Source organism: Alteriqipengyuania halimionae (assembly GCF_009827575.1).
Taxonomy (GTDB): domain Bacteria; phylum Pseudomonadota; class Alphaproteobacteria; order Sphingomonadales; family Sphingomonadaceae; genus Alteriqipengyuania_A; species Alteriqipengyuania_A halimionae.
In genome coordinates, this window is the sequence record NZ_WTYR01000001.1 from 1011440 (window position 1) to 1036578 (window position 25139).

General features: G+C 61.5%; 25 protein-coding genes and 1 tRNA gene. 13 read left to right on the forward strand and 13 right to left on the reverse strand.

Annotated elements, in window-relative coordinates; translation table 11 throughout:
* Window positions 1–4 precede the first annotated feature (4 nt).
* The 3 genes from GRI68_RS04900 to GRI68_RS04910 form a co-directional block, all read right to left on the reverse strand.
* Window positions 5–1393, reverse strand: a complete 1389-nt coding sequence (locus GRI68_RS04900) for a pyruvate dehydrogenase complex E1 component subunit beta (RefSeq protein ID WP_160616202.1) — start codon at window positions 1391–1393, stop codon at window positions 5–7.
* Window positions 1393–2505, reverse strand: coding sequence for a pyruvate dehydrogenase (acetyl-transferring) E1 component subunit alpha (gene pdhA / locus GRI68_RS04905; protein WP_160616203.1), 1113 nt, complete (start codon window positions 2503–2505; stop codon window positions 1393–1395). Before pdhA ends, GRI68_RS04900 begins: the two co-directional genes overlap by 1 nt.
* Window positions 2506–2614: 109 nt before the next feature.
* Window positions 2615–2932 (reverse strand): septum formation initiator family protein, encoded by a 318-nt coding sequence (locus GRI68_RS04910; protein WP_234028718.1) that lies wholly within the window; start codon window positions 2930–2932, stop codon window positions 2615–2617.
* A 175-nt stretch (window positions 2933–3107) separates the two neighbouring features.
* On the opposite strand from GRI68_RS04910, the gene hppD reads away from it, so the two are divergent.
* The 4 genes from hppD to GRI68_RS04930 all read left to right on the forward strand — a co-directional run bounded on the left by hppD (window position 3108) and on the right by GRI68_RS04930 (window position 7120).
* Entirely contained in the window at window positions 3108–4214 is a 1107-nt protein-coding gene (gene hppD, locus GRI68_RS04915) for a 4-hydroxyphenylpyruvate dioxygenase (RefSeq protein WP_199799714.1), read from the forward strand.
* Between the two features lie 89 nt (window positions 4215–4303).
* Window positions 4304–5401 (forward strand): hypothetical protein, encoded by a 1098-nt coding sequence (locus tag GRI68_RS04920; RefSeq protein ID WP_160616204.1) that lies wholly within the window; start codon window positions 4304–4306, stop codon window positions 5399–5401.
* Window positions 5402–5459: 58 nt separating this feature from the next.
* Window positions 5460–6329: a mechanosensitive ion channel family protein gene (locus tag GRI68_RS04925; protein ID WP_160616205.1), complete on the forward strand. Its 870-nt coding sequence runs from the start codon at window positions 5460–5462 to the stop codon at window positions 6327–6329.
* Window positions 6326–7120, forward strand: coding sequence for a MipA/OmpV family protein (locus tag GRI68_RS04930; RefSeq protein WP_160616206.1), 795 nt, complete (start codon window positions 6326–6328; stop codon window positions 7118–7120). Before GRI68_RS04925 ends, GRI68_RS04930 begins: the two co-directional genes overlap by 4 nt.
* Window positions 7121–7337: 217 nt before the next feature.
* Here GRI68_RS04930 and GRI68_RS04935 read toward each other — a convergent pair.
* The 4 genes from GRI68_RS04935 to grxC all read right to left on the reverse strand — a co-directional run bounded on the left by GRI68_RS04935 (window position 7338) and on the right by grxC (window position 9029).
* Window positions 7338–7414: transfer RNA gene (locus GRI68_RS04935), tRNA-Arg, on the reverse strand.
* Window positions 7415–7453: 39 nt separating this feature from the next.
* On the reverse strand, window positions 7454–7903 hold the full coding sequence (locus GRI68_RS04940) for a DUF1178 family protein (RefSeq protein ID WP_160616207.1): 450 nt from the start codon (window positions 7901–7903) through the stop codon (window positions 7454–7456).
* Window positions 7900–8760 carry a carbon-nitrogen hydrolase family protein gene (locus GRI68_RS04945; RefSeq protein WP_325063761.1) on the reverse strand — a complete coding sequence of 287 codons (861 nt, stop codon included), beginning with the start codon at window positions 8758–8760 and terminating at the stop codon, window positions 7900–7902. Before GRI68_RS04945 ends, GRI68_RS04940 begins: the two co-directional genes overlap by 4 nt.
* Entirely contained in the window at window positions 8757–9029 is a 273-nt protein-coding gene (grxC, locus tag GRI68_RS04950; RefSeq protein ID WP_160616208.1) for a glutaredoxin 3, read from the reverse strand. Before grxC ends, GRI68_RS04945 begins: the two co-directional genes overlap by 4 nt.
* Before the next feature lie 168 nt (window positions 9030–9197).
* On the opposite strand from grxC, the gene GRI68_RS04955 reads away from it, so the two are divergent.
* A complete protein-coding gene (locus GRI68_RS04955; RefSeq protein ID WP_160616209.1) occupies window positions 9198–9683 on the forward strand; it encodes an Hsp20 family protein in 486 nt (161 codons plus the stop codon).
* A gap of 274 nt (window positions 9684–9957) precedes the next feature.
* Here GRI68_RS04955 and GRI68_RS04960 read toward each other — a convergent pair whose 3' ends face one another.
* From GRI68_RS04960 to tpiA, 3 genes are all read right to left on the reverse strand, one after another.
* Window positions 9958–11595: a CTP synthase gene (locus tag GRI68_RS04960; protein ID WP_160616210.1), complete on the reverse strand. Its 1638-nt coding sequence runs from the start codon at window positions 11593–11595 to the stop codon at window positions 9958–9960.
* A gap of 107 nt (window positions 11596–11702) precedes the next feature.
* On the reverse strand, window positions 11703–12065 hold the full coding sequence (secG, locus tag GRI68_RS04965; protein ID WP_160616211.1) for a preprotein translocase subunit SecG: 363 nt from the start codon (window positions 12063–12065) through the stop codon (window positions 11703–11705).
* A gap of 66 nt (window positions 12066–12131) precedes the next feature.
* On the reverse strand, window positions 12132–12908 hold the full coding sequence (gene tpiA, locus GRI68_RS04970; protein ID WP_160616212.1) for a triose-phosphate isomerase: 777 nt from the start codon (window positions 12906–12908) through the stop codon (window positions 12132–12134).
* A 220-nt stretch (window positions 12909–13128) separates the two neighbouring features.
* Here tpiA and GRI68_RS04975 point away from each other — a divergent pair, with 220 nt between their 5' ends.
* Genes GRI68_RS04975 through trpC form a run of 7 tightly spaced genes read left to right on the forward strand, consistent with a single transcriptional unit; the run spans window position 13129 to window position 20777 of the window.
* The gene (locus GRI68_RS04975; protein ID WP_160616213.1) at window positions 13129–15063 is read left to right on the forward strand and encodes a SurA N-terminal domain-containing protein; all 1935 of its coding nucleotides are present in this window, start codon (window positions 13129–13131) and stop codon (window positions 15061–15063) included.
* 27 nt (window positions 15064–15090) lie between these two features.
* Window positions 15091–16587 (forward strand): anthranilate synthase component I family protein, encoded by a 1497-nt coding sequence (locus GRI68_RS04980; RefSeq protein ID WP_160616214.1) that lies wholly within the window; start codon window positions 15091–15093, stop codon window positions 16585–16587.
* A complete protein-coding gene (locus tag GRI68_RS04985; protein WP_325063762.1) occupies window positions 16584–17420 on the forward strand; it encodes a phosphodiester glycosidase family protein in 837 nt (278 codons plus the stop codon). The genes GRI68_RS04980 and GRI68_RS04985 overlap by 4 nt, the downstream gene beginning before the upstream one ends.
* Window positions 17417–18385 carry a prolyl aminopeptidase gene (gene pip, locus GRI68_RS04990; RefSeq protein ID WP_160616216.1) on the forward strand — a complete coding sequence of 323 codons (969 nt, stop codon included), beginning with the start codon at window positions 17417–17419 and terminating at the stop codon, window positions 18383–18385. Before GRI68_RS04985 ends, pip begins: the two co-directional genes overlap by 4 nt.
* Before the next feature lie 6 nt (window positions 18386–18391).
* The gene (locus tag GRI68_RS04995) at window positions 18392–19003 is read left to right on the forward strand and encodes an anthranilate synthase component II (RefSeq protein WP_160616217.1); all 612 of its coding nucleotides are present in this window, start codon (window positions 18392–18394) and stop codon (window positions 19001–19003) included.
* On the forward strand, window positions 19000–19992 hold the full coding sequence (gene trpD, locus GRI68_RS05000; protein WP_160616218.1) for an anthranilate phosphoribosyltransferase: 993 nt from the start codon (window positions 19000–19002) through the stop codon (window positions 19990–19992). The genes GRI68_RS04995 and trpD overlap by 4 nt, the downstream gene beginning before the upstream one ends.
* On the forward strand, window positions 19989–20777 hold the full coding sequence (trpC, locus tag GRI68_RS05005; RefSeq protein WP_160616219.1) for an indole-3-glycerol phosphate synthase TrpC: 789 nt from the start codon (window positions 19989–19991) through the stop codon (window positions 20775–20777). The genes trpD and trpC overlap by 4 nt, the downstream gene beginning before the upstream one ends.
* Before the next feature lie 829 nt (window positions 20778–21606).
* On the opposite strand, the gene GRI68_RS05010 is transcribed toward trpC, so the two are convergent.
* Window positions 21607–22485, reverse strand: a complete 879-nt coding sequence (locus GRI68_RS05010) for an IS1595 family transposase (RefSeq protein WP_160616220.1) — start codon at window positions 22483–22485, stop codon at window positions 21607–21609.
* Window positions 22486–22613: 128 nt separating this feature from the next.
* Here GRI68_RS05010 and lexA point away from each other — a divergent pair, with 128 nt between their 5' ends.
* Window positions 22614–23294: a transcriptional repressor LexA gene (gene lexA, locus GRI68_RS05015; protein WP_160616221.1), complete on the forward strand. Its 681-nt coding sequence runs from the start codon at window positions 22614–22616 to the stop codon at window positions 23292–23294.
* Between the two features lie 120 nt (window positions 23295–23414).
* Here the strand turns inward: lexA and grpE are convergent, their stop codons facing one another.
* Window positions 23415–24020 carry a nucleotide exchange factor GrpE gene (gene grpE / locus GRI68_RS05020; protein WP_160616222.1) on the reverse strand — a complete coding sequence of 202 codons (606 nt, stop codon included), beginning with the start codon at window positions 24018–24020 and terminating at the stop codon, window positions 23415–23417.
* 7 nt (window positions 24021–24027) lie between these two features.
* On the reverse strand, window positions 24028–25071 hold the full coding sequence (gene hrcA / locus GRI68_RS05025; protein ID WP_160616223.1) for a heat-inducible transcriptional repressor HrcA: 1044 nt from the start codon (window positions 25069–25071) through the stop codon (window positions 24028–24030).
* Window positions 25072–25139 lie beyond the last annotated feature (68 nt).

Genomic DNA, 25139 nt, shown 5'->3' on the forward strand with positions numbered 1-25139 from the left:
CGCCTCAGTCGCGGTAGCACACCTTCTTTGCCGCTTTGACGATCCGCGCGCTGTCGATCAGCGCCGCCTTTTCGAGATTGGCCGCATAAGGCAGCGGCACATCCTCGTCGGTCACGCGCAGAACGGGCGCATCGAGATGATCGAAGCCGTCTTCCATGCAGATCGCCATGACTTCGGAAGAGATCGAGCAGGTAGGCCAGCCCTCCTCGGCGATGATCAACCGGTTGGTCTTGGCAAGCGAGGTCAGGATCGCTTCGCGGTCGAGCGGACGCAGCGTGCGCAGGTCGATGACTTCGGCGTCGATCCCCTCGCCCGCCAGTTCCTCGGCCGCTTCGAGAGCGAGGCCAACGGCGATCGAATAGGAGACAATGGTGACGTCGGTACCTTCGCGCATGATCCGTGCCTTGCCGATCGGCAGGACATGGTCGTCGAGCTGTGCGACTTCGAAGCTGCGACCGTAGACCAGCTCGTTTTCCAGGAACACGACCGGATCGTCGCAGCGGATTGCGGCCTTCATCAGGCCCTTGGCATCCTGCGCATCATATGGCGCGATCACGATCAGGCCCGGAACGCTGGCATACCACGGCCCGTAGTTCTGGCTGTGCTGTGCTCCGACACGGCTTGCCGCCGCGTTGGGGCCGCGGAATACGACCGGACAGCGCATCTGGCCGCCCGACATGTAATTGGTCTTCGCCGCCGAATTCACGATGTGGTCGATTGCCTGCATCGCGAAGTTGAAGGTCATGAACTCGACGATCGGACGCAGGCCGCCCATCGCCGCACCGGTGCCGATGCCGGCGAACCCGTATTCGGTAATCGGCGTGTCGATCACCCGCTTGGGTCCGAACTCTTCGAGCAGCCCCTGCGTAACCTTGTACGCGCCCTGATACTCGGCGACTTCCTCGCCCATAACGAACACGCGTTCGTCGAGGCGCATTTCTTCGGCCATACCGTCGCGCAAGGCTTCGCGAACGGTCAGCTTGGCCATGTTGGTGCCAGCGGGAATCTCCGGATCGTCCGCTTTCGGCTTCGGTGCCGGCTTGGTGATTTCGGCCTCGCTTTGGTCGCGACCGACATCCTTGCCCTCGCCCTGCACATCCTCGACCTCGTCGGACGAGCTTTCGCTGGGTGCGGCATCGGACATGTCTTCGCCCTCTTCGCCGATCATCGCGATCACGGTGCCGACAGCAACGCCTTCTGTTCCCTCGGCGACAAGAATCTTGCCGAGCACGCCTTCATCGACAGCTTCGAATTCCATCGTGGCCTTGTCGGTCTCGATTTCGGCCAGAATGTCGCCAGCGACGACCTCGTCGCCTTCCTGCTTGAGCCATTTGGCGAGCGTGCCTTCCTCCATCGTGGGCGACAGCGCGGGCATCTTGAGTTCGACCGCCATCAGTATTCTCCCACCAGTACGTCGGTGTAGAGTTCGGCCATCTCCGGCTCGGGCGAATTCTCGGCAAAGTCGGCGGCATCGGAGACCCGCGCCTTGATCGCCTTGTCGATTTCCTTGAGCTTCTCTTCGGAAACCCCTCGTTCGATGAGCGCTTTCTTGGCACCTTCGATCGGATCGCTCTTTTCGCGCACGTCCTGCACTTCCTCACGGCTACGGTATTTCGCCGGGTCGGACATAGAGTGTCCGCGATAGCGATAGGTGTTGAGTTCCATCAGCACGGGGCCGCCGCCCTTGCGGACATAGTCCATCGCGATTTCGGCCGCCGCGCGAACTTCCAGCACATCCATACCGTTCACGTCCATGCCCGGGATGCGGAATGCGGTACCGCGGCGATAGAATTCGGTTTCGGCCGAGCTGCGCTTCACGGCTGTGCCCATTGCATACCCGTTATTCTCGACAACGAAGACGATCGGAAGGTTCCAGAGCGCAGCCATGTTGAAGGTCTCGTAGACCTGGCCCTGGTTCGCCGCGCCATCGCCGAAATAGGCGAGGCACAGGCCGCCATCGTCATTGTACTGGTGTGCGAGCGCGAGCCCGCCACCGAGCGCGACCTGTGCGCCTACGATTCCATGTCCACCATAAAACTTATGCTCGGTCGAGAACATGTGCATCGACCCGCCCTTGCCCTTTGAAATCCCGGCCTGGCGACCGGTAAGTTCGGCCATGATCACTTTGGGATCGATGCCATAGGCCAGCATGTGCCCATGATCGCGATATCCGGTGATGACCGAATCCTTGTCACCATCGAGCGCGGACTGCAGCCCGACAGCTACGGCTTCCTGGCCGATATACAGGTGGCAAAAGCCGCCAATAAGGCCGAGACCGTAGAGCTGTCCCGCACGCTCTTCGAAGCGGCGGATCAGCAGCATCTGCTCGTAGAACTTCAGGAGTTCGTCATCGTTCGCCTTGTAATGGCGATTGGCTTCGAGGGCCTGCTGCAGATTGCGCAGCGCGAAATCCTCGCTCTCCGGATGTGTGGTTACCGGTGCCTTGTCGGCGCTCTTTTTTGCTGGCGCTTTTTTTGCGGGCGCCTTCTTGGGTGATTTGGCCAAGGATACCTCCAGGGGGAATATGCGCGCGCTATAGCAGCCTCGCGGCGCGCGGCAACGGCACAGGTGACGTAACGGAAATGGTTGGGGACAGCCGCAGGTTCCGCGCGGATCAGTCGACCGTCAGAACATACTCGTCAGGATGGCCGACATTGAGCTCGGAGCGGAGCAATTCCCCCGCCAGGTCAGGATCGAAATTCTTCGGATCTGCCAGCGCAACGCGGTTTTCGAGCCGGGCCTGCTCCTGCTCGAGCGCCACGATCTGCGCCTTGCGGTCCTGCAACGCCTGGTCGAGATCGCCCCAGGCCAAAAGGCCGGTCGGGCCGAGAATCGCAAAACCGGCCATCAGCAACAGGGCGATCAGCGCGAGGCCCTGCCCGGCCCCTCCCCGTTTCGCACCTCTCTGCATCCATGACGTCAGCTTTACCATGAATCTGCTTGAATCAGAGTTCGGATTCGCTGGCAAGGAGATTCGTTACGGAACCGGCCATGGATGCGACGGGTTGATTCACCGCACACCGCTTGACTTGGCTCAATCGCATTACCAAAAGCAGTTTCAACTGAAACCAGTTTTCATTTTCCTATTCTGCATTGATGGTGAGACAATGACCGACCTCTTCGAAAACCCCGCTGGCCTTGATGGCTTCGATTTCGTGGAATTCACCGCGCCAGAAAAAGGCGTTCTCGAGCCCGTGTTCGAGGCGATGGGCTTCACCCATGTGGCGAACCACCGCAGCAAGGACGTCCAGTTGTGGCGTCAGGGCGGGATCAACCTGCTTACCAATTACGAACCGCACAGTTCGGCTTGGTATTTCGCGCGTGAGCATGGCCCTTCTGCATGCGGCATGGCCTTCCGCGTTCGCGAAATCGCCGAAGCCTGGGATCATCTAGTCGAGGCCGGCGCTCAGCCGATCGAAACCGAAACCGGCCCGATGGAACTCAACATCCCCGCGATCAAGGGCATCGGAGGCTCGAACCTCTATCTTGTCGACCGCTATGATCGTGGCAATGGCGAGCTGTCGATCTACGATATCGATTTCGAATTCATCGAAGGTGTCGAGCGCAATCCCGTCGGCGCGGGCTTCAACGTGATCGATCACCTGACCCACAACGTATATAACGGTCGGATGGCCTACTGGGCCGATTACTATGAGCGGCTCTTCAACTTCCGCGAAATCCGGTTCTTCGACATCAAGGGCGAATATACCGGGCTGACGTCGAAGGCTTTGACCGCTCCCGACGGCAAGATCCGCATCCCGCTCAACGAGGAAGGCGATGGCGGCAAGGGCCAGATTGAGGAATTCCTGAAGGAGTTCAACGGCGAGGGCATCCAGCACATCGCGCTGATCTGCGACGATCTGGTCGCGTGCTGGGATCGTCTCAAGCAATATGGCGTGCCCTTCATGACGGCACCGCCTGAAACCTATTACGAGATGCTGGACGGACGTCTGTCCGGCCATGGCGAGCCGGTCGAAGAGTTGAAGACCCGCGGCATCCTTCTCGACGGGACGACCGAAGGCGGTCAGCCTCGCCTGCTCCTGCAGATATTCGCCGAAGCGCAGGTCGGCCCGGTGTTTTTCGAATTCATCCAGCGCAAGGGTGATGACGGCTTTGGCGAAGGCAACTTCAAGGCTCTGTTCGAAAGCATGGAGCGCGACCAGATCAAGCGCGGCGCGCTTTCGGTCGAGGATGCCGAGACGGTCGAAGCCTGAGCAGACAAATTGCCGGCGCACTAGCCTGCACTTGAGAGACCTCTCCCTCTTTGATAACGTTCTCAGGACGTTACCTTGGGAGAGGTCCAATGCGCTCGAATAACCTCAAGAAAGTACTGTTTGCCGGGGGGGCGGCTTTGATAGCTGTCTTTGCCGCTCCAAGCGCTTCGGCGCAGGCCGACGATCTCGTACAGCTAGATGCACAGCTGCCGGGAACGCTGGTGAACGATCCCACCCGGATCGATTGGGTCGTTTACGGTGATACGTCCGCCGACGTGGTCAGGGACGAGACAATTCCAGGTGGAAAAGCTGCACAGCAATTCACCATCCGTAGCAACGGCCCGATTTACAATATCGGTGCAAAGGTTCCTTTGTTGCGGGAAGTAGCGCGCGGCGACACCATCACGATCGGATTTTACGCCCGCAAGCTCTCTAGCGATGGCGCAGTCCAGCTTCGCTTCCAGCGCGATGTCGAGCCATATCAGGGCTTCGGCCAGACCATGGTTGCTCTCAACCGGCAGTGGACGTGGCACGAAGTCACCGCACAAGCCGATGTATCGCTGAGTCCGGAAGTCGGCATCGTCGTCTTTCAGTTCGGGCAGATGCCACAATCGATAGAAATCGGTCAGGTCATCGTCGTCACGGGCGCTAACGCCATCGCAGCACCGGAAGCAGAGTCCGGCCAGGCAACCAGGACTGCGACTTCCTCCCTTCCCCCGCCCTTGCAAGGTTCCGGCACGCTTCTGAATGCACCGGAAAACCGCGAATGGTCCTTCAGTGCAGACGGCGGCCAGACGGAAGAACGCCGGGAGAACGACATCTGGCTCGGGCGTGCGACGCGGTTCCTGATCGATGAATCGCTCGCCGAGGGTAGTGCGCACATCTCACGCGTGCCAATAGAAGGCGCGATAAATGCAGGCGATCGCCTCCTTTTCGCGATTGCCGCACGCGATTTGAATGAAGCGGGCGACGGGGCATATGTCGGCGCGACACTCATCGACAAACAGACAGGCAGCCCGTTAGCCGAACCACGCTATGTGAAATTTGCAGGCAAGTGGCAGCTTGGCCGTATCCAGTTTGAAAGTCCGCGCGATATCGATGCGGGGACTGCCGAACTTGCGCTCATATTTCCGGATTCAGGGGATAGGATAGACGTCGGACCGGTTTACGTGCTCCGCCAGAATTGACAGGAACCCCTTCCGCCGTCCCAGCGTTGGCGGTGGAAACAAAGGGGGATTTCCGAAAATGGATTATGTCGGCACTCTGACCGACCAGTTGCACTCCATGGCGCGTGCACTGGTGGCTTCGCTGCCCAGTGTCGTAATCGCGCTGGTAATATTGGTGATCACCTGGATCGTGGCGAGATTCGCGGTCCGAATTGCCGATGCAATGACCGGCAAGACGACGCTCCGGCCAAGCCTCAAGAATCTCGTCGATACTGTGGTTAAGCTGGTGATCTGGATCGCAGGGTTCATGATCGCACTGATGGTGGTCCTGCCCGGGATGACCCCGGCCAGCCTGATTGCGGGCCTCGGTATCGGTGCAGTCGCGATTGGCTTCGCTTTTCAGGATATTTTCGAGAATTTCCTCGCCGGTGTGCTGATCATGCTGCGCGAGAAGATGCGGATCGGCGATATCATCGAGTGCGAAGGCATAAAGGGCAAGGTCGAGCATATCACCCTGCGCGAAACCCATGTGCGCAAACTGTCCGGCGAACTCACGATCGTGCCGAATTCCATCCTTTTCAAGAATCCGGTCGAAATCCTCACGGACGAGCAGGTGCGCCGCCACGAAGTTGTGTGCGGTGTCTCCTACGATACCGATCTCGATCACGCAGCCGAGGTCATCGAAAAGTCGGTCCGCGGCGTTGAAGGCATCGAGCTCAAAAAGGGCGTCGACGTGTTCGCCATCGAATTCAATTCGAGCTCGGTCGACTTCAAGGTTCGCTGGCATGCCGGCTCTACCCCGCGTAGTATGTGGGAGAGTCAGGACAAGGTCATCAAAGCCATAAAGCGCGGCCTCGACGATGCCGGCATCGAAATTCCATTCCCTTATGTGACCCACACCTTCAAGGAGAAGGTGCCCTTGGGATCGCAACCCGGAGAAAATGCATGAAATCTGTCTCTATCGTTCTGGTTCCGGTGCTCGCCGGCCTAGCCCTGGCTACGCCCGCCAGCGCACAGGACGGCAACGCGGAAGGCAAGCGCACGCGGATCGCGATAGGTCCGCAAGTCGTGCCCAGCTGGCCTGGCTCCGACGATGTGAGCTTGCGCCCCTTCTTCGATATCGATTCCGCGACCGGCGAGCAGCCGTTCGAGTTCGAAGCTCCTGACGAGGGCTTTGGTTTCGGTCTCGTGAAGACGGGTGGCCTATCCTTTGGACCCAGCCTCGGTTTTGAAGGTGAGCGCAAAAGCGAAGCCGTGGGCGGTATCCTGCCCAAGGTGAAGCTGTCGGTCGAACTCGGCGCCTTCGCCAATTACGAGATCTCCGATAACCTTCGCCTGCGCGCCGAGGTGCGTCAGGCGGTGAGTGGCCATGACGGCCTGATCGCCAATCTGGGCGCAGACTACATCATCCGCGATGCGGACGATTACCTGTTCTCGATCGGCCCGCGCGTGACCATCACCGACAACAAGTTCCAGGACTCGTATTATTCGGTAACGCCGGCACAATCCCTAGCATCCGGCCTTCCGGCCTACGATGCTGGCGGCGGCGTCCAGTCTGTCGGCGCGACGGCGGGGTTCATCAAGCAGTTGAGCGAGCGCTGGGGCATCTACACCTACGCCAAATACGAACGTTTGGTGGGCGATCCAGCAGACTCTCCGGTGATCACAGCCTATGGCTCGAAAGACCAGTTCTACGGCGGGCTTGCCGTCACTTACACCTTCGACGGTGGAATTTTCTAAAGGAGCGACTGGTGCGCGCGGCCCGTTTTGACCGCGCGCGCCGTCACGCCATTGATGGCACGTCATTATTGCCAGCTGGAGGCGCATCCTCGTTACGCTTGTTCCAGCGGATATCACCTTCGCGGAACTGCCAGTAGAGCATCACGCTGACAATGGCGGCATCAAAGCCCCCTAGCTAGAATTCCGTCAGCGACAAACGCAAATGTTTTCAATGGAATGGTGCGCCCGACAGGATTCGAACCTGTGGCCCCCAGATTAGGAATCTGGTGCTCTATCCTACTGAGCTACGGGCGCTCCACGCGGGTCCATAGGAAACGCACCGTCCGCTGACAATCAGTTGAGTTCGTCCGGCGGCGTTACAGACAATGGCAGCGGTGCAACGGATATGCCTTCATCGAGCATATCCTTGGCATCCTTCAGCGTTGCCTCGCCATGGATCGCTCCTCGGTCGCGTTCGCCATAATGCATCTGCCGGGCCCGTTCGGTGAAATCCTTGCCGACCCATTCGGAACCCTCGATCGCCTTGGCCTGCAATTTCGCCAGCGTCTCAAGGGCCTTTTGTTGGGCGTCGTCGGCCCCGCTCGCCAGCGGTTGCGAGGATGGGCGAGAATTGGATTTGGCCGCAACTGCCGGCGCCATCGGTGCTTTCACGACGTCCGCCGACCCGCATTGAGGGCAGGCAAGCAAGCCCTTCTCTTTCTGGCGCAAATAGTCTTCCGAGCTGGAAAACCAGCCTTCGAACCGATGTCCGGCACAGGTGCAGACGAGGTCGTATACGATCATGCTGTGCCCGAATTGGGGAGTTGGCGACGGTTCGCAAGACTGGGCAGCTTCGCCCTCACCTCTGCGATCCGCTTCGGATGCAGATCGGCGAACGCTATCCCGATATCGTCGCCACCCATGTCGAGAACCGTGTCACCCCACGGGTCGACCACAAGGCTGTGGCCATATGTGCGTCGTCCGTCTTCATGACGACCACACTGGGCGGCCGCGACCACATAGGCGCTCCCCTCGATCGCGCGAGCGCGCTGGAGCACGTGCCAATGCGCATCGCCGGTGGGCGCCGTGAACGCCGCGGGGATGGCAATCACATCGCACCCTGCCCTTCCGAGCGCATCGTAAAGCGCAGGAAAGCGCAGATCGTAGCAGATCGACAGCCCGAGCCGCCCGACAGGAGTGTCGACCACTTCGACCCCCTCCCCCGCATCATAGGCAGACGATTCCCGCCAGTCGTCATCGCCACCCAGTTCAACATCGAACAGGTGCAGCTTGTCATATCGGGCGTCGACCGCGCCATCGCTATCGATTACGAAAGCGCGATTGGCCCAACGCCGTTTGCCTGGGTCGTCCACGACTTTTTCGATTGCAAGCGAACCGATCGTGACCCAGATCCCGTGTTCACGCGCCGCGTGGCGCATCCCGGCAAGAACCACATCGTCTTCCTCGCGAGAGATTGCGTGGCTCGCCCGCGCCCTGTCGCGATCGAGCAGGCCGCTCATCTCCGGGGTAAACAGTATCTCCGCCCCGCCCTCGGCAGCGTCGCGAACGGCTTGCTGCATCACCGCCAGATTGGCGCGCGGATCGATCCCCGAACGCATCTGCAGGACTGCGATCCGATGGGCTTCGGCCGGCGAGCTCACCGGCCGAGCATGCCGTCCAGCTTGCCTTCACGCTCAAGCTTGGCGAGATCGTCGGACCCGCCGATTGCCTGATCGTCGATGAATATCTGCGGGACGGTGCGGGCGCCGGGCGCACGTTCGACCATTTCAGCGCGCTTTGCGTCGTCGCCGGTGACGTCATACTCCTCGTAAGCAACGCCTTTTTGATCGAACAGCGCTTTGGCGCGGACGCAAAACGGGCAGCCCCATTTGGTGTACATTTCGACCTTGGGGCTCGTTTCCTGCGTCATGCAATTTCCTTTCTGCGGACCAACACAACTGCGATCTTGCAGCGGTGCGGCCAATTCCTATCTATGTGATGTATCGCGCGCCGTAAGGGTGCGGTACGTTTCATCAACGGAATGCCGCCCTTGCGGGTTCCGTGAAAACAGATTGCTCAAGTTTAGAGGATTTGAATCATGAGCCGTTTCGATTTCACCCCCTATCGTCGCAACACCGTTGGCTTCGACCGCTTGTTCGACGTGCTCGAAAACGCCGCGCGCCAGAACAGCGGCGACAACTATCCCCCTTTCAATATCGAGCGCCGCGGCGATGACGAATATCGCGTCACGCTGGCTGTGGCAGGCTTCAAGCCCGCCGATCTCGATATTACCGCCCAACAGAATTTGCTGACCGTCAAGGGCACCCGCCCCGATGGAGAGCAGGAAGGCGACTTCCTGCATGTCGGTATTGCACAGCGCGGTTTCGAACGTCGGTTCGAACTCGCAGATTTCGTGCGGGTCGACGACGCCAAGCTCGAAGACGGACTGCTGGTGATCGACCTTCTGCGCGAAGTCCCCGAAGCGATGAAGCCGAAGAAGATCGCGATTGGTGGAAGCGCCGAAAAGCCGAAGACGATCGAAGCCGACACAAAGGCTTACAACGACGATCAGGCGGCCGCCTGACCGCGTAGTCGATTTCCGTCTGTTTAGGGAAAAGTCGAGGGGGCGAACCGGGTGAGTTCGCCCCCTCACGACGTTTGCACGCCGTCTTGTTCGCGGATGACCGTCCGGGTCGCAGAAGACGATCGCCTGCCGAACAAGCTCGTTGCTAGGCGACTCCAGTTACGTCCTCGCCCGTGCGTTCCAATGTGCAACCTATATCAAATGATGGAGCCAATCCAAGACCGGATGCCAGATTTTTATGACAGTGTCCGATTCTGGTTAACAATCTCGGAAGCTAGACAAGGCGCGATTGCTCTACGGCGGCGCCGATAAAGTCAGCGAACAGGGGATGAGGATCGAACGGCTTGCTCTTCAGTTCAGGGTGATATTGCACACCGACGAAGAACGGATGGTCGGGCCGCTCCACCACTTCGGGAAGCAGGCCATCGGGCGACATGCCGCTGAAAACCAGACCGCCTGCTTCCAACCCTTCGCGATATGCGCTGTTCACTTCGTAACGATGGCGATGACGTTCGGAGATATCCTGCGCGCCGTAAACGCTTGCAACACGGCTGTTTTTTGCAAGCTTCGCCGGATAGGCCCCGAGCCGCATCGTGCCGCCCAAATCGCCGTCGGCAGCGCGTTGCTGAAGACCTTCCTTGCCCATCCATTCGGTGATGATCCCTACCACCGGCTCGCTGGTTTCGCCGAATTCGGTGGAACTCGCTGCGTCCACTCCGGCCGTGTTCCGTGCGCCTTCGATGCATGCCATCTGCATGCCGAGACAGATGCCGAAGAACGGAACCTTGCGCTCGCGCGCGAAGCGGACTGAAGCGATCTTGCCTTCCGAACCGCGTTCTCCGAACCCGCCCGGCACGAGAATCCCGTGCAATGGTTCGAGCGCCGCAGCGATCTCCGAATCGTCCTCGTTCTCGAACACTTCGGCATCGATCCAGCGGATGTTGGTTTTCACCCGATGAGCCATGCCACCATGGATCAGCGCTTCGTTGAGCGATTTATACGCGTCCTGAAGGCCGACATACTTGCCGATTACCCCGATCGTCACTTCGCCTTCGGGATTGAAGTAGCGGTCGGTGACGTCTTCCCAGCGCGTCAGATCAGGATCCGGGGCATCGGTGATGCCGAATCCGCGAAGCACTTCGGCGTCCAAACCTTCGCGATGATATTGCAGCGGCACCGAATAGATCGAGGGCGCGTCGAGCGCCTGGATCACGGCTTCGGTGCGCACATTGCAGAATTGCGCGATCTTGCGCCGCTCGGTTTCGGGCAGCGGGTGTTCGGTCCGGCACAGCAACAGGTCCGGCTTGATACCTAGCGAGGCAAGTTCACGCACCGAATGCTGGGTCGGCTTGGTCTTGAGCTCGCCCGCAGCGGCGATGAACGGAACCAGCGTGACGTGAACCGACAGCGATTGCTGGGGCTCGAGTTCATTCCTGAGCTGACGAATCGCTTCCATGAACGGCAGAGATTCAATGTCGCCGACGGTACCGCCGATCTCGCACAGGATGAAATCGAGGTCGTCCTGGTCGGCCAGGGCGAACTCCTTGATTGCGTCGGTCACGTGCGGAATCACCTGCACGGTCGCGCCGAGATAATCGCCGCGCCGTTCGCGCGCGATGATCTGCTGGTAGATGCGGCCGGAGGTGATGTTGTCGCTCTGCCGCGCGGAAACGCCGGTGAAGCGTTCGTAGTGGCCCAGGTCGAGATCGGTCTCTGCCCCGTCGTCAGTCACGTAGACTTCGCCGTGCTGGTAAGGACTCATCGTCCCCGGATCGACGTTCAGATAGGGGTCGAACTTACGAATGCGGACTTTGTAGCCACGCGCTTGAAGCAGGGCACCGAGCGATGCCGCCATGAGACCTTTGCCAAGCGAGGAGACCACGCCGCCGGTGATGAAAATGTACCGCGCCATGGGAGACGAGCCTTAGGGATACCCCGCAGGGATGCGCAAGCACCAATCGGTGCAATCCACAAATCCGCTGCCAAAATCAGATGGCAGCGGTTCGATAAGCCGTGCTGTTATTCCTGCGCGGCACCGGCGAGCGGATCGCCATCCGCCGGGGCAGCTGCAGGGGCCGGCGCCGATGCGGGTGCCGAAGAATCGGCAGTCGGTACCGAGCGATCGAGCGACGTATCGATCGTGCGTGCACCGGTCGTTTCGACCGCGATAGCCGCCAGTGCGATCGAGAGAATCACGAACAGGGTCGCGAGAACGCTCGTTGCGCGTGTCAGGAAATCGGCTGCACCGCGTGCGCTCATCAGTCCGCCCGGGCTACCACCAATGCCGAGCCCACCACCTTCGGAGCGCTGCATGAGCACCACGCCCACAAGCCCTGCGGCAACGATCGCCTGGATGACGGTAAGGAAAATGAAAAGCGACATGGGTATCCCGATCGAATAAAGTGTGCGCGCTAGTTAGGCGCGAGTGCGTTTCTGTTCAAGCAGCGCTCAGTCGCGGGCGTCGTCGGCCGCGGCGATGATGATTGCGCCGAAGCTCTCATTGGTCAGGCTTGCACCGCCGACGAGAGCGCCGCCGACTTCGTCGCAAGAGAGGATTTCGAGTGCATTGTCGGCCTTGACCGAGCCGCCGTAAAGAATGCGGACCTCGTTGCCGTTCTCGCCGAAAGTGTCGACGAGCTTGGCCCGGATCGATGCGTGCATCGCCTTGATCTCATCGAGAGAGGGAACGCGTCCGGTCCCGATTGCCCAGATCGGCTCGTAAGCGATCGCGAGGCGCGCGGACACGCTTTCGCCTTCTTCTTCGACCGCGATTTCCGGAAGGCAGGACGTCAACTGCCCCGACACGGTGGATTCGGCCTCGCCCGAATCGCGCTGCTCCTCGGTTTCACCGACACACAGGATTACGCTGAGGCCGGCACCGAGTGCAGCCTCGCACTTCGCCTTCACCTGCGGATTGGTTTCGCCGTGATACTGCCGCCGCTCGCTGTGGCCCAGGATCGCGAAGCTTGCGCCCGCATCCTTGAGCATCGCAGCGGAGATATCGCCCGTATAGGCGCCGTCGGTTTCGGAGTGACAATCCTGCCCGCCGACATCGATCGAGTCGACGGCGTCACGCATGGCATGAATCAGGGTGTGCGGCGGGGCGATCCCGACCCGCACCTGCGGCCATTTGGAAGCCACGCGATCGATCGCACGGGCTTCCGCCAGCGAATTGCGCGTGCCGTTCATTTTCCAATTGCCGACGATATAAGGGCGATGGCCCATTGCATTTCCTCGAATTCAAACGACCCGCTGCGACCCATCCGCGCGGGGAAACCGGGCTGCTAGGTTCCTCGGTCCTACTTGTCAAAACCCGAGTCGCGCAATTGCGGGATATGAACGATCGATGGTTGCCGACGGGCCACAGCGTCTTTACATCGCCGATCCACGAGCGCGCATCCGCGCGGCCACCACGCATTCATCCTGACCGGGTCATCGCACCACCATGATCACTTTATTCCGCTCATTCTTCCAGTCGAAGCTCGGTATCGGCATCACCCTGGCCTTCCTCGGACTGATCGCGTTGGCTTTCGCCAGCAGCGATGTGGCGAACACCGGTACTTTCGGCGGCGTTGCCGGCGGCGAGACGGTGGCCGAAGTGGGCGGCACGTCGATCGATACCGCCGAACTGCGAAGCACGGTCGAAACCGCTTATAATAACGAGCGCAGCCAGAACCCCGACCTCACCATGACGCAGTTCATCGAGGAAGGCGGGCTCGAACGCGTGCTCGACGTCCTGATCCAGGGTGCGGCGCTGGTCGAATACGGCGAAAAGCACGGAATCGTCATCAGCAAGCGATTGATCGACAGCGAGATCGCTAGCGATTCCAATTTCGCCGGGCTCGACGGCAATTTCAGCGAGGCCGCCTATGCCTCGGCTCTGCGGCAGATCGGCCTGTCGGATTCGATGTACCGCGCGCGCCTTCGTCAGTCGCTTGTCGCAAATCAGTTGCTCGCCCCTGCTTTCATCGGCTCGGCCTTCTCCGAAAATATGGCCGTGCGGTATGCAGGCGCGCTGCGGGAAACGCGCAAGGGTAAGGTCGTAAGCCTGCCCTCGGCCCTGTTCGCGCCAGACAAGGATCCGACCAAGAAACAACTCGACGAGTTCTACGCCAGCAATCGCGATCGCTTCACGATTCCCGAGCGGCGGGTGATCCGCTATGTCGAATTCGATGCGTCGTCGCTCAAGGACATCCCCGCACCGACTGCTGCGGAAATCCGCGCTCGCTACGAGCGCGATGCCGATCAGTATCGTGCTTCGGAAAGCCGTTCGCTGACGCAATTGATCGCTCCGACCGAACAGGGTGCCAAAGCGATCCTCGCCAAGGTGCGTAACGGTCAGTCGCTTGCCGCGGCCGCCGAAGGCACCGGCCTCAGCCCGTCCGACCTCGAAACCGAACGCGCGGATTATGCCGAAGCCTCGAACGCCGCCGTCGCCAAGGCGGCTTTCGAAGCCGCCAGGGGCAAGACCGTCGGCCCGCTCCGCAGCCCGCTTGGCTGGCATATCGTGACTGTCGACGCCATCAACAGCACGCCCGCGCGGTCGTTGGCCGATGTGCGCGATGAAATCGTCGCGACGCTTGCCGAAGAAAAGAAGCGTGAAGCCGTCAACCAGTTCGCCGAAGATGTCGAAGACGGGTTTGCCAGCGGTTCGACGCTAGCAGAGGTTGCGAGCGAGCTGGGCGCCGAAGTGAAGCGCACCGGCCCGGCCCTGTCCGACGGTCGGATTTACAACACGCCGGACAGCGTACCCGAAATCCTGAACCCCGTGCTGAGCACGGTGGCGGTCATGGAAGAAGATAGCGATCCGATTCTTGCCGAGGTCGTCCCCGGCGAGAAATTCCTGATCTTCGATGTGGCCGAGTTTACCAGTGCCGCCCCTCCCCCGATTGCCGATGTGAAGGAGCAGGTCACTGCTGCATGGCGGCTTGAGCGCGGTTCGGTGGCGGCGAAGGCAGCCGCGGACAAGATTATGAAGGCCGTTCGCGGCGGCAAGGATCTCGATGCCGCGCTACGCTCTCTCGAAAAGAAGCTACCGCCGATCGAAATGGTCGATATTCCGCGCAGTGCGCTGACCGCAAACAGCGAGCGCGTGCCGCCGCCGATCGCCCTCATGTTTGTCATGGCCAAGGACACGATCAAGAAGCTTGCCGCGCCTCTCAATGTCGGTTGGTTCGTCGTCCAGCTCGACGACATCGTTCCCGCCGATACCAAACGCGACGATCCCGAAGTCGCCACGTTCCGCACGAACCTGGGCCGCGGCGCCGGCCAGGAATATGCCGAGCAAATCGACAACGCGATCGAGGCCGAGATCGGTGTGACGCGCAATGAAAACGCGATCCGTGCCGTGATCGAGCAACTCTCCGGCAGCGGTCGCTGAGGGCGGTTGGAAAGCGATGGACCCGCAATGGCCCTTCTTGGTGAAAGCGAGGCGCTTGAAGCGCTAAATCTAGGTGATCCGGCGTTCGTCTGGCGCACACTCGTGGCCGACGAAATTACGCCTGTTGGCGCTGCCGCCCGATTGATTGAGCCCGAACGCGGCGATTTCCTGCTCGAATCGGTCGAAGGCGGAGCACATCGCGGCCGCTACAGCCTGCTCGGTCTCGATCCCGATCTTGTGCTGCGCGCCGATGGAACCAGCACTACGATCAATCGCCGGTGGACCGAGGATCGCGACGCTTTCGAACAGGTCGAGGCCGCGCCGCTCGACGCGCTGCGCGCGCTCCTCGAAGAGATCCGCGCGGATATTCCTTCCGCCCTTCCTCCCGCCATTGCTACGCTCGTCGGCTATTTCGCCTATGAGAGCTTCGGTTGGATCGAGCCGGTTCGCAGGCCCGACCGCGATGCGCTGGGAACGCCGGACCTCTTTTTCGTTCGCCCGCGCTGCCTGCTGGTGTTCGACAATGTCGGCGACACATTGTTCGCGATCGCCCCACTCTATCCGTCGGACACCGATCCCGCCGAGCAGATCGCCGACGCCGAAGCTCGGCTTGGCAACACGATCGCGGCTCTGGACCGTCCAAGAGCCTGGACCGCCAAGAGGCCCGACGGAGCCATCGCAATCCGCCATTCGATCGACCCGGGCGAATACACCGCCCGCGTCGCGCGTGCGAAGGACTACATTTCGGCAGGCGACATTTTCCAGGTCGTGCTGGCGCAGCGTTTCTCGACCGATTTCACGCTCGAACCGTTTGCGCTCTATCGCGCGCTGCGCCGGGTGAACCCATCCCCCTTCCTGTTCCATCTCGACCTGCCCGGCTTCGCGCTGGTCGGCTCGAGCCCCGAAATCCTGGTCCGTTTGCGAGATGGCGAGGTGGCCATCCGCCCCATCGCCGGGACTCGTCCGCGTGGAAAGAGCGAGGCCGAAGACCGCGCGCTCGAGGCGGAATTGCGCGCCGATCCCAAGGAATGCGCCGAACATCTGATGCTGCTCGACCTCGCACGCAACGATGTCGGCCGGGTGGCGAAGCCGGGCACCGTCACTGTAACCGAAAGCTATGGTTGCGAGCGCTACAGCCACGTCATGCACCTTGTCAGCCACGTGACGGGCGAACTCGACCTTAGCCGCGCCGATCCACTCGATGCGCTGTTTGCGGGCTTTCCCGCCGGTACGGTCAGCGGTGCGCCGAAGATCCGCGCCTGCCAGATCATCACAGAGCTGGAAGACGAACAGCGCGGGGCATACGCCGGAGCGGTTGGATATTTCGCCCCCGACGGTTCCTTCGACTCCTGCATCACGCTACGCACCGCCATTGTGAAGGATGGACAAATGCATGTGACCGCAGGCGCCGGTATCGTCGCCGACAGCGACCCGGCTTCCGAACAACGTGAATGCGAGGCCAAGGCCGGAGCGTTGTTCGCTGCGGCCCGCGAAGCCTATCGCGTGGCAGGAGAACCGGAGTGAGGGTCGCGCTTCCGCTCGTCCTCTTGCTCGCTCTCGGAGCGTGCGATCGCCAGCAGCCGGGCGAGCCCGTTAGCCGTTCAGAGATTGGTGGCAAGGCGCTCGACACCCCCTCGCCGGCGCCCAGCGCAAGCGAGAAGCCTACCCCGCAACGCGCATCAGCGTGCGAGGCTGTCGAGTTCGAAGGCGTCCAACTCACCCACTGCGTGGCGGATCCGGCAAAGCACCGCATCCGCACGGCTTTGAGCCCCAAGGACGGTGCGCCCTATCGCAGCTTCGCCGCGCTTGCCAAAGCGCTCGGTAGCGAAACGTCGCGTGTCGCTTTCGCGATGAATGGAGGCATGTTCGACGGTGAAGGAAAGCCGATCGGCTATTACGTCCAAAACGGCGAACGCCTGCACGAGCTCAACACGGCCGAAGGCGATGGCAATTTCCACATGCTGCCCAATGGGGTGTTCTTCGGCACCGGTGCCAAGTGGCGCGTCATGGCGACCCCGCAATTCTACGCGACCGTGGGCGACCGCCCGAAATTCGGCACCCAGTCGGGCCCGATGCTGGTGATCGACGGCAAGCTCCACCCTGAAATCCAGGACGATGGCCCTTCGATCCGCATCCGCAATGGCGTGGGCGTCGATGCGAAGGGCCGGGCCCATTTCGTGATCAGCGAGATGCCGCTGAGCTTCGGCAAGTTTGCGCGCTATTTCCGCGATGAACTCAAGACCCCCAACGCGCTCTATCTCGATGGCAGCGTGTCGGCCCTGTGGGATCCCGCCGCCAATCGCCGCGACAGCGGCGCATCGATAGGGCCGATCCTGCTGGTCGAGGACAAGGAATGACGATGGACTACGAACGCACACTCTATCCCGAAATCGAACCATACGAGACCGGCATGCTCGATGTCGGCGAAGGCCATTCGCTCTATTACGAGCGGGTCGGCACGCCAGGCGCGAAGCCTGCGGTGTTCCTCCACGGCGGCCCGGGCGGCGGCATGGCGCCCGCACACCGGCGCCAGTGGAATCCCGAGAAATACGACGTGCTTTTGTTCGACCAGCGCGGCTGCGGCAAGTCGCTGCCCTTCGCCGAGATCGAGAACAACGACACCTGGCGCATCGTCGAGGATATCGAGCGCTTGCGCAAAATGTGCGGGCACGAGAAATGGCAGGTCTTCGGCGGCAGCTGGGGCGCGACGCTCTCGCTCGCCTACGCGCAGGCCTATCCCGAACGCACCAGCGAGATCGTGCTGCGCGGCGTGTTCCTCGGTCGCCAGAGGGAGAAGGACTGGCTCTACTCCTACGGTGCGAGCGAGATCATGGCCGAACAGTGGGACAAATTCACCGGCCTGATTCCCGAGGACGAGCGCGACAACCTGGTGAAAGCCTACCACTCGCGCCTGACCAGCGACGACGAGGCCACCCGCCTTGCCGCGGCGAAGGAATGGTCGCTGTGGGAAGGCAATGTCGCGACCTTGCTCCCCAATGACGAATTGCTCGACAGCTTCGCCGACCCGTCCAAAGCCGTCCCCTTCGCCCGCATCTGCGCGCGATTCTTCCTCGAAAATTTCTTCCTCGACGAAGGTCAGTTGCTCACGAATGCGGACAAGTTGAAGGGCATCCCGGGCATCATCGTCCAGGGCCGCCACGATATTTGCACGCCGCCCGTGTCCGCATGGGAACTTAAAAAAGCATGGCCCGAAGTCGATCTGCGCATCGTCCACGACGCCGGTCACAGCGCGGGCGAGCCCGGCATTATAGACGGACTCGTGCGGGCGACCGACGAGCTGGCCGAGCGCTATCCTGCGTAACCCTTCATGATCCTCGTCATCGACAATTACGACAGCTTCACCTGGAACCTGGTCCATTACGTGATGGAACTCGGTGCCCCGGTCGAGGTGCGCCGCAACGATGCAATTTCGGTCGAGCAAGCGATGGCGATGGGCGCGAGCGGCATCCTTCTGTCACCTGGCCCGTGTACGCCCAACGAGGCGGGGATCACCATCGATGTCGTCGCCGCCTGTGCCGCCGCGAAGATGCCATTGCTGGGCGTGTGCCTCGGCCATCAGGCGATCGGGCAGCATTTCGGTGGGCGGGTCACGCGTGGGGGGCTGATGCATGGCAAGACCTCGCCCGTCGATCATGACGGCAGCGGGGTTTTTAAAGGGCTACCCTCGCCGTTCCTCGCGACGCGGTATCACTCGCTCGTGGTCGAAGATGTGCCCGATTGCCTGCTGGTCAACGCGACCAGCGAGACGCCCGATAGTTCGGGGAGTCTCGACGGCACCAGCGTGATGGGCTTCCGCCATGCCGAGCTGCCGATCCACGGCGTCCAGTTCCACCCTGAAAGCATCGCCACCGAACACGGCCACGCGTTGCTTGCAAATTTCGTCGCGCTGTGCGGCATCGAAACGAAGGTCCCGGCATGAGCGCCCTCCCCGCCGTCGAACACCATTTCAGCGCAGAGGAAGCCGAGGCCTTCTTCGGCACGATCCTCGACGGTGCGCCGTCGGAAGAGGAGATCGCGCGCTTCCTGTCCGATCTCTCCGATCGCGGCGAAAAATCGGGCGAAATCACCGGTGCAGCCCGTGCATTGCGCGCGCGCCTGATCCCGATTGAGGCGCCCGACGATGCGATCGACGTCTGCGGCACCGGGGGGGACGGGCACCACACGCTCAACGTCTCGACCGCCGTCAGCCTGGTCGTCGCGGCATGCGGCGTGCCGGTCGCCAAGCATGGCAATCGCGCCGCATCTTCGAAGGCGGGGGCCGCCGATACGCTCGAGGCGCTCGGCCTCGATATGGACGCTGCCGGGCGCACCGCGGAAAAGACCCTCGGAGAGCTCGGTATCTGCTTCCTGTTCGCCAAGAACCACCACCCGGCGATGGCGCGGATCCAGCCCATCCGCCAGAAACTGGGCAAACGCACGATCTTCAATCTGATGGGACCTCTGTCCAATCCCGCGCGCGTAAAGAGCCAACTGATCGGGATTGCGCGCCCCGCTTACGTTCCGATTTACGCCCGCGCGATGGCCGCGCTCGGCACCGGGCGTTCGCTGATCGTCTCGGGCGATGAGGGTCTCGACGAATTGAGCCTCGCAGCCGGCAACGAAGTGGCCGATGTGCGCGGCGACGATTTCGAAATGCGCCGCCTCGATGCCTCGCAAGCGAGCCTTGCCCACGCTCCGGTCGAAGCGATCCGGGGCGGCGATTCGGTCCACAATGCCAAGGCCTTACGCGCATTACTTGACGGCACACCGGGGGCCTATCGTGACGCCGTGTTGCTCAATGCCGCGGCCTCGCTGGTCGTGGCGGGGCGCGAGGAAGACTGGCCCGCGCGGGTGGCGGAAGCCGAAGATGCGATCGATAGCGGCGCAGCGGCCAAGTTGCTCGCCGACTGGATTGCAATGGTGGCATGAGCAAACTGGCCGAAATCTGCGCTATCAAGCGCGAGGACGTGACGCGCCGTAAGCGTGAGCGTTCGCTGGGCTCGCTGGAAGATGCGGCGCGCAACGCCGGTCCGGTGCGCGGGTTTGCCAAGGCGCTCGGCAACGCCGCGACGTCAGGCTTCGGACTTATCGCGGAAATCAAGCGAGCTTCCCCCTCCAAGGGCCTGATCCGAGACGATTTCCAACCCGCGAACCACGCCCGTGCCTACGCCGCCGGTGGCGCCGCGTGCCTCTCGGTCCTGACAGAGGAACCGCATTTTCAGGGCGCGGATCGCTTCCTGGTCGAGGCGCGGGCGGCATGCTCGCTGCCGGTGCTGCGCAAGGATTTCACGCTCGATCCGTGGCAGGTGGTCGAAGCCCGCGCGCTGGGCGCCGATGCGGTGCTGCTGATCGCCGCCGCGCTCGACGACACGCTGATGGCCGAACTCGCTGCCACGGCTGTCGATCATACGCTTGATGTGTTGTTCGAAGTGCATGATCGGGCCGAACTCGACCGTGTTCTGGCGCTCGACCCGCAGCTAGTCGGCATCAACAACCGGAACCTCGCCACGTTCGAGACCGATCTCGCCACCAGCGAAGCCCTTGCCCCCCATCTGCCCGCAGACTCCATCGGCATCGCCGAAAGCGGCATCGCAGCCAACGTCGATCTGGAGCGCCTGTCGGCCCACGGCCTGCGCTGCTTCCTCGTCGGCGAAACCCTGATGCGCCAGCCCGATGTCGAGAGCGCGACGCGGGAATTGCTCGGAATCGGATAGAAAACCGCAGTATTCCGTCCCTCGCGCTTGGGGGCTATCCCCTTCGGACAAGTATCACCGCAGACTCCCGAATTCGGGGGAGTGGTGATATGAGGGTGGGATGGACGTTTCTGCCATTAAGAAGCGCCGCTTTGTTAGGCGGTCCGCAAAATGTTGGTGGGATGAATTTTCTGGCCCGGTGTTTGATCGCTCAGAAATTCTCTCGCTGTTGCAGGCTGCTGGCGCGACATACCTTATTCTTCAAACAGCGAGTTTCACTCGCATGATTGAGGAAATAGATTCTTGGGTGATCGCTGCCCAGGCTTTCGGGTTCGTCACCCTAGGGTGGGCGGTGATTTGTTTGGTGAGGGCACCTCTCATTGTCCGAAAGAGGGACCGATCGCTCGGCTCTTGGCGCGGCGGAGGATATTCCTACAAAAATGCGGAATGCGTGTTTGTCAGGCAGTATTTCGCCAACAGCAGAACAAACACCGACGATATACGCTTCTCCGAAGTCGAACCAAACAGTCTGGTCCGGTATTCGATTGAGTTAGAACCCCCCGTATACGAGCGGGTTTCCGCCGGATTGGCGCTTGTGCCCTCTACTTTAGAATGCCCAAAAAAAATACGCGTCGGAGGTCGGGGGCGCATTAAAGTAGATCGAAACCAAAAGGCGTGGCTTTGTGTCCGCCTAGCAGATCATACGGTCCCTGTGATATGCCGCGTGTATTGCCACTCGTTTGAACTCGAAGACTCCACGTTATCAGACGTTGACCCAATCCATGTAAGGCCTCAAAAATGAGCGATGACACATCCCGCTTCGACCGCCTCCTAAAGGTGATGACGGGGCCTAGCGCTGAAAAGCCAGCATCAGCTCGGAAAGCATCGTCTCGGGACGGTTCCGGCGATTGTGACGAAACTCAAACTCGCCTAGATACTTCGAAAGATGCTTCGCGCTAACGTGGATATGAGTTCCGCTAATCCCGCGCTTTAGCTGTGCCCAGAAGCCTTCAACGCCGTTGGTCGAGACGTTGCCGCGCACATACTCGCCTGCGCTGTGGTTCACCGTGTGGTGCCAGTAGCCCTTGAAATCGCCAATATCGCCGTAGCTGCTGAACTCGTCGGTGTGGATTTCGGTGTGCGGCTTCACATTCTCAAAGATGTGACCCTCTAGCGTAACCTTGCCACGGTTCGGGATGACGCGGGTAATCACGTTGCCGCCGCGCTGTAGCATGGCGAGGATCGCGGTCTTGTTGCCCTTGTAGCCCGTCCCCATGCCCTTCGCGACGCCGCCGTGATAGGTTTCGTCGATCTCGACCGTCACGAAAGGCCCGCCCAGCGGTTCGTCACCGTCAACAATCGCCATGTATTTGCGGATTTCATGGCACATGCGCCACGCCGTTTTGTAGGTCACGCCGATCTGGCGTTCGACCTCCTTGGCCGCGACACCGCTGCGCGAGGTGGTGAACATAAACATGACGTGGAACCAGTCGCGAAGGCTGGTGCGCGTCCGGTGGAACGGTGTTTCAGCGGTCGGATAGATCTGGTGGCCGCAATGCTCGCAAGCATAGGAGCGGCGGGCCTTAACACGGTAGAACTTCGCATCCTTGCCGCACTTGTCGCACTCGTGACGCTCGCCAAAGCGCACCAGTTTGAGGTGTTCCAGGCAGCTTTCCTCGGTCGGGAAGCGGTCCTGAAATTGGCGGAGTGTGGGGGCTTTCGTTTTCATGCTCATTATGTAGCACAAAGCACTACTTGTCGCAAGGGGATAATCCCCTCGCGCTTGACGTGTGCTGAAAAGTTGCCTAATTGTTCCTTGTTCGTTCACTCAAGGCGGACCGATCAAGGGAGGAGCGATTGCTCACTCGCAAACAGCATGAATTGCTTGGTTTCATCCAGGCGCGGCTCGAAGAAACGGGAGTTTCGCCCAGTTTCGAGGAAATGAAGGACGCGCTCGATCTGAAATCGAAGTCCGGCGTCCATCGCCTCATTTCCGCGTTGGAAGAGCGCGGGTTCATTCGCCGCCTGCCCAACCGGGCGCGCGCGCTCGAAGTGATCCGGCAGCCCGAAGATGCGGTGGCCGCGGTCGGGGCAAAGAAACCCGCCAGCCCGCCATCGATCAAGATGCCGGAAACCACGCCGCAGCCCGCCAACGACGTGATCGAGATTCCGCTGCACGGCCGGATCGCGGCCGGTGTGCCGATCGAGGCGATGGAAGATTACCAGACCCTGCCCGTGCCCGCCGCGCTGCTGGGTGCCGGCGATCACTTCGCGCTCGAAGTGTCGGGCGATTCGATGATCGAGGCCGGGATTTTCGACGGCGATTATGCGCTGGTGAAACGCACCGATACGGCGCGCGACGGCGAAATCGTGGTGGCGCTGGTGCGCGACGAGGAAGCCACGCTCAAATATCTGCGCCGCGAAAGCGGCCGCGTGCGGCTCGATCCGGCCAATGCGGCCTACGAAGCACAGGTCTATGACGCCAACGAAGTCCGCGTCCAGGGCAAGCTGGCAGGGCTTTTGCGCCGCTACAACTGAGCGTCGCTACCACCGGGCGCCCGTATCATCGAGCGCCGGGACAGACATGAAGAAGGCCGCCGATCCGATGGGATGGGCGGCCTTTCTCATTTGCGTTCACTGCAACGAGTGGGGAAGGCCCTAATCGGGCTTCTTTGCCACCCCAACCATCGCCGGGCGGAGCAGGCGATCGCGCAGCATGTAGCCCGCCTGCATTTCCTGCACGATCGTGCCGGGTTCGGCATCGTCGGTCGGCACTTCCATCATCGCCTGGTGCTGGTTCGGATCGAGCGGCAACCCGACCGCGGCAATGCGGCTGATCCCGTGCTGGGCGAAGACCTTGTCGATCTCGCGCTGGGTCGCTTCGATGCCTTCGATGAAGCGCTTCGACTTGTCGTCTTCGCGCAGGGCTTCGGGCACGTGGTCGAGCGCGCGCGACAGATTGTCCGCCACCGACAGGATATCGCGGGCGAAGCCGGTCGCGCCATATTGCCGCGCATCGGAGACGTCCTTTTCAAGCCGCCTCCGCACGTTCTGCGTTTCGGCGCGCGCGTAAAGCACGTCCTGCTTGCTGGTTTCGAGATCGGCGCGCAGCTGGGCGAGCGCTTCGGAAAGGTCGCCCCCCTCGCCCTCGGCCTCCGCCGCCTCGTCATCGCCCTCGAGCATGTCGTCGGGTACGCCGCGCAGTTCTTCCTGCACTTCGGGATCGGGCGCATCCGCGCCATTGGTGTCGTTCTGGTTGGTCATACTGCTCTTAACTGATGAGTTTACTGAGCGAATTCGCTGTGAAATCGATCATGGGGACCACGCGGGCATAATTCAACCGCGTGGGGCCGATCACACCCAGCACACCCACCACTTTTCCCTCGCGATCGCGATAGGGCGCTGCGACCACCGAGGAGCCCGACAGCGAGAACAGCCGGTTTTCCGATCCGATGAAAATGCGCGTCGCGTCGGCCTCGCGCGCATTGTCGAGCAGTGCGGCTACCGATTCCTTGTTTTCCAGCTCGTCGAGCAGCGATCGGACCCGCTCGATATCCCCCATCGCGCTGTCGTCGAGCAATTTGGCCTGACCGCGCACGATCAGCACCGGGCGCTGGCTCGCGTCCTCGCTCCACACCGCGATCCCGCGTTCGACCAGATCGCGGCTTGCGGTATCGAGCCGCGTGCGTCCGCTGGCGATCTCGTTGCGGATCGCCGCGACCGCTTCGGGCAGCGTGCGCCCCGCGAGCCGTGCGGTGGCATAATTGCCCGCCGCCTGCAGCGCGCCGACATCGATCGGGCCGGGCAATTCGAGCATGCGGTTCTCGACCTGCCCGTCCTCGCCCACCAGCACCGCCAGCGCGCGATTGGCCGCGATCGGGACCAGCGAAAGCTGGCTCAGGCGCGGCTCGCGACGCGGAACCATCACCATGCCTGCCGCGCCCGAAAGATCGGACAGCAGCGCGCTGGTGCGTTCGAGCGCGTGTTCGACCGTGCCGGGCTCGCCGAGTTTCTCGCGGATGGCCGCCCGCTCTTCCGCGCTCGGTTCGGCGACCTGCATCATCCCGTCCACGAACAGGCGCAGCCCCGTATCGGTCGGCATGCGGCCCGCGCTGGTATGCGGTGCGGCCAGCAGCCCGACATTTTCGAGCTCGGCCAGAACCGAACGGATCGAGGCGGGCGAAAGGTCGAGCGCCCCCTCCCCCGCGAGTGTTTTCGAACCGACCGGCTGCCCGTCATCGAGATAGCGTTCGACCACGAGGCGGAAAATCTCGCGCGCGCGATCGGTCAGGTCGATGAGCGGTGGGGATGTCATAACACCCCGTTTAAGCGCCGGGCCGGGCCAGACAAGACTTGTGCGCATAAGGCCTGCGCGCCTAACGA

Coding starts and splice junctions, on each gene's coding strand:
- GRI68_RS04900 (WP_160616202.1), bottom strand. CDS start 1,393: ATGGCGGTCGAACTCAAGATGCCCGCGCTGTCGCCCACGATGGAGGAA.
- tpiA (WP_160616212.1), bottom strand. CDS start 12,908: ATGGGCCATCGCCCTTATATCGTCGGCAATTGGAAAATGAACGGCACG.
- trpC (WP_160616219.1), top strand. CDS start 19,989: ATGAGCAAACTGGCCGAAATCTGCGCTATCAAGCGCGAGGACGTGACG.
- secG (WP_160616211.1), bottom strand. CDS start 12,065: ATGTCGCTTTTCATTTTCCTTACCGTCATCCAGGCGATCGTTGCCGCA.
- GRI68_RS05010 (WP_160616220.1), bottom strand. CDS start 22,485: ATGAAAACGAAAGCCCCCACACTCCGCCAATTTCAGGACCGCTTCCCG.
- GRI68_RS04930 (WP_160616206.1), top strand. CDS start 6,326: ATGAAATCTGTCTCTATCGTTCTGGTTCCGGTGCTCGCCGGCCTAGCC.
- GRI68_RS04925 (WP_160616205.1), top strand. CDS start 5,460: ATGGATTATGTCGGCACTCTGACCGACCAGTTGCACTCCATGGCGCGT.
- GRI68_RS04940 (WP_160616207.1), bottom strand. CDS start 7,903: ATGATCGTATACGACCTCGTCTGCACCTGTGCCGGACATCGGTTCGAA.
- hrcA (WP_160616223.1), bottom strand. CDS start 25,071: ATGACATCCCCACCGCTCATCGACCTGACCGATCGCGCGCGCGAGATT.
- trpD (WP_160616218.1), top strand. CDS start 19,000: ATGAGCGCCCTCCCCGCCGTCGAACACCATTTCAGCGCAGAGGAAGCC.
- GRI68_RS04910 (WP_234028718.1), bottom strand. CDS start 2,932: ATGGTAAAGCTGACGTCATGGATGCAGAGAGGTGCGAAACGGGGAGGG.
- hppD (WP_199799714.1), top strand. CDS start 3,108: ATGACCGACCTCTTCGAAAACCCCGCTGGCCTTGATGGCTTCGATTTC.
- GRI68_RS04955 (WP_160616209.1), top strand. CDS start 9,198: ATGAGCCGTTTCGATTTCACCCCCTATCGTCGCAACACCGTTGGCTTC.
- pip (WP_160616216.1), top strand. CDS start 17,417: ATGACGATGGACTACGAACGCACACTCTATCCCGAAATCGAACCATAC.
- grpE (WP_160616222.1), bottom strand. CDS start 24,020: ATGACCAACCAGAACGACACCAATGGCGCGGATGCGCCCGATCCCGAA.
- GRI68_RS04960 (WP_160616210.1), bottom strand. CDS start 11,595: ATGGCGCGGTACATTTTCATCACCGGCGGCGTGGTCTCCTCGCTTGGC.
- GRI68_RS04975 (WP_160616213.1), top strand. CDS start 13,129: ATGATCACTTTATTCCGCTCATTCTTCCAGTCGAAGCTCGGTATCGGC.
- grxC (WP_160616208.1), bottom strand. CDS start 9,029: ATGACGCAGGAAACGAGCCCCAAGGTCGAAATGTACACCAAATGGGGC.
- GRI68_RS04995 (WP_160616217.1), top strand. CDS start 18,392: ATGATCCTCGTCATCGACAATTACGACAGCTTCACCTGGAACCTGGTC.
- GRI68_RS04920 (WP_160616204.1), top strand. CDS start 4,304: ATGCGCTCGAATAACCTCAAGAAAGTACTGTTTGCCGGGGGGGCGGCT.
- GRI68_RS04980 (WP_160616214.1), top strand. CDS start 15,091: ATGGCCCTTCTTGGTGAAAGCGAGGCGCTTGAAGCGCTAAATCTAGGT.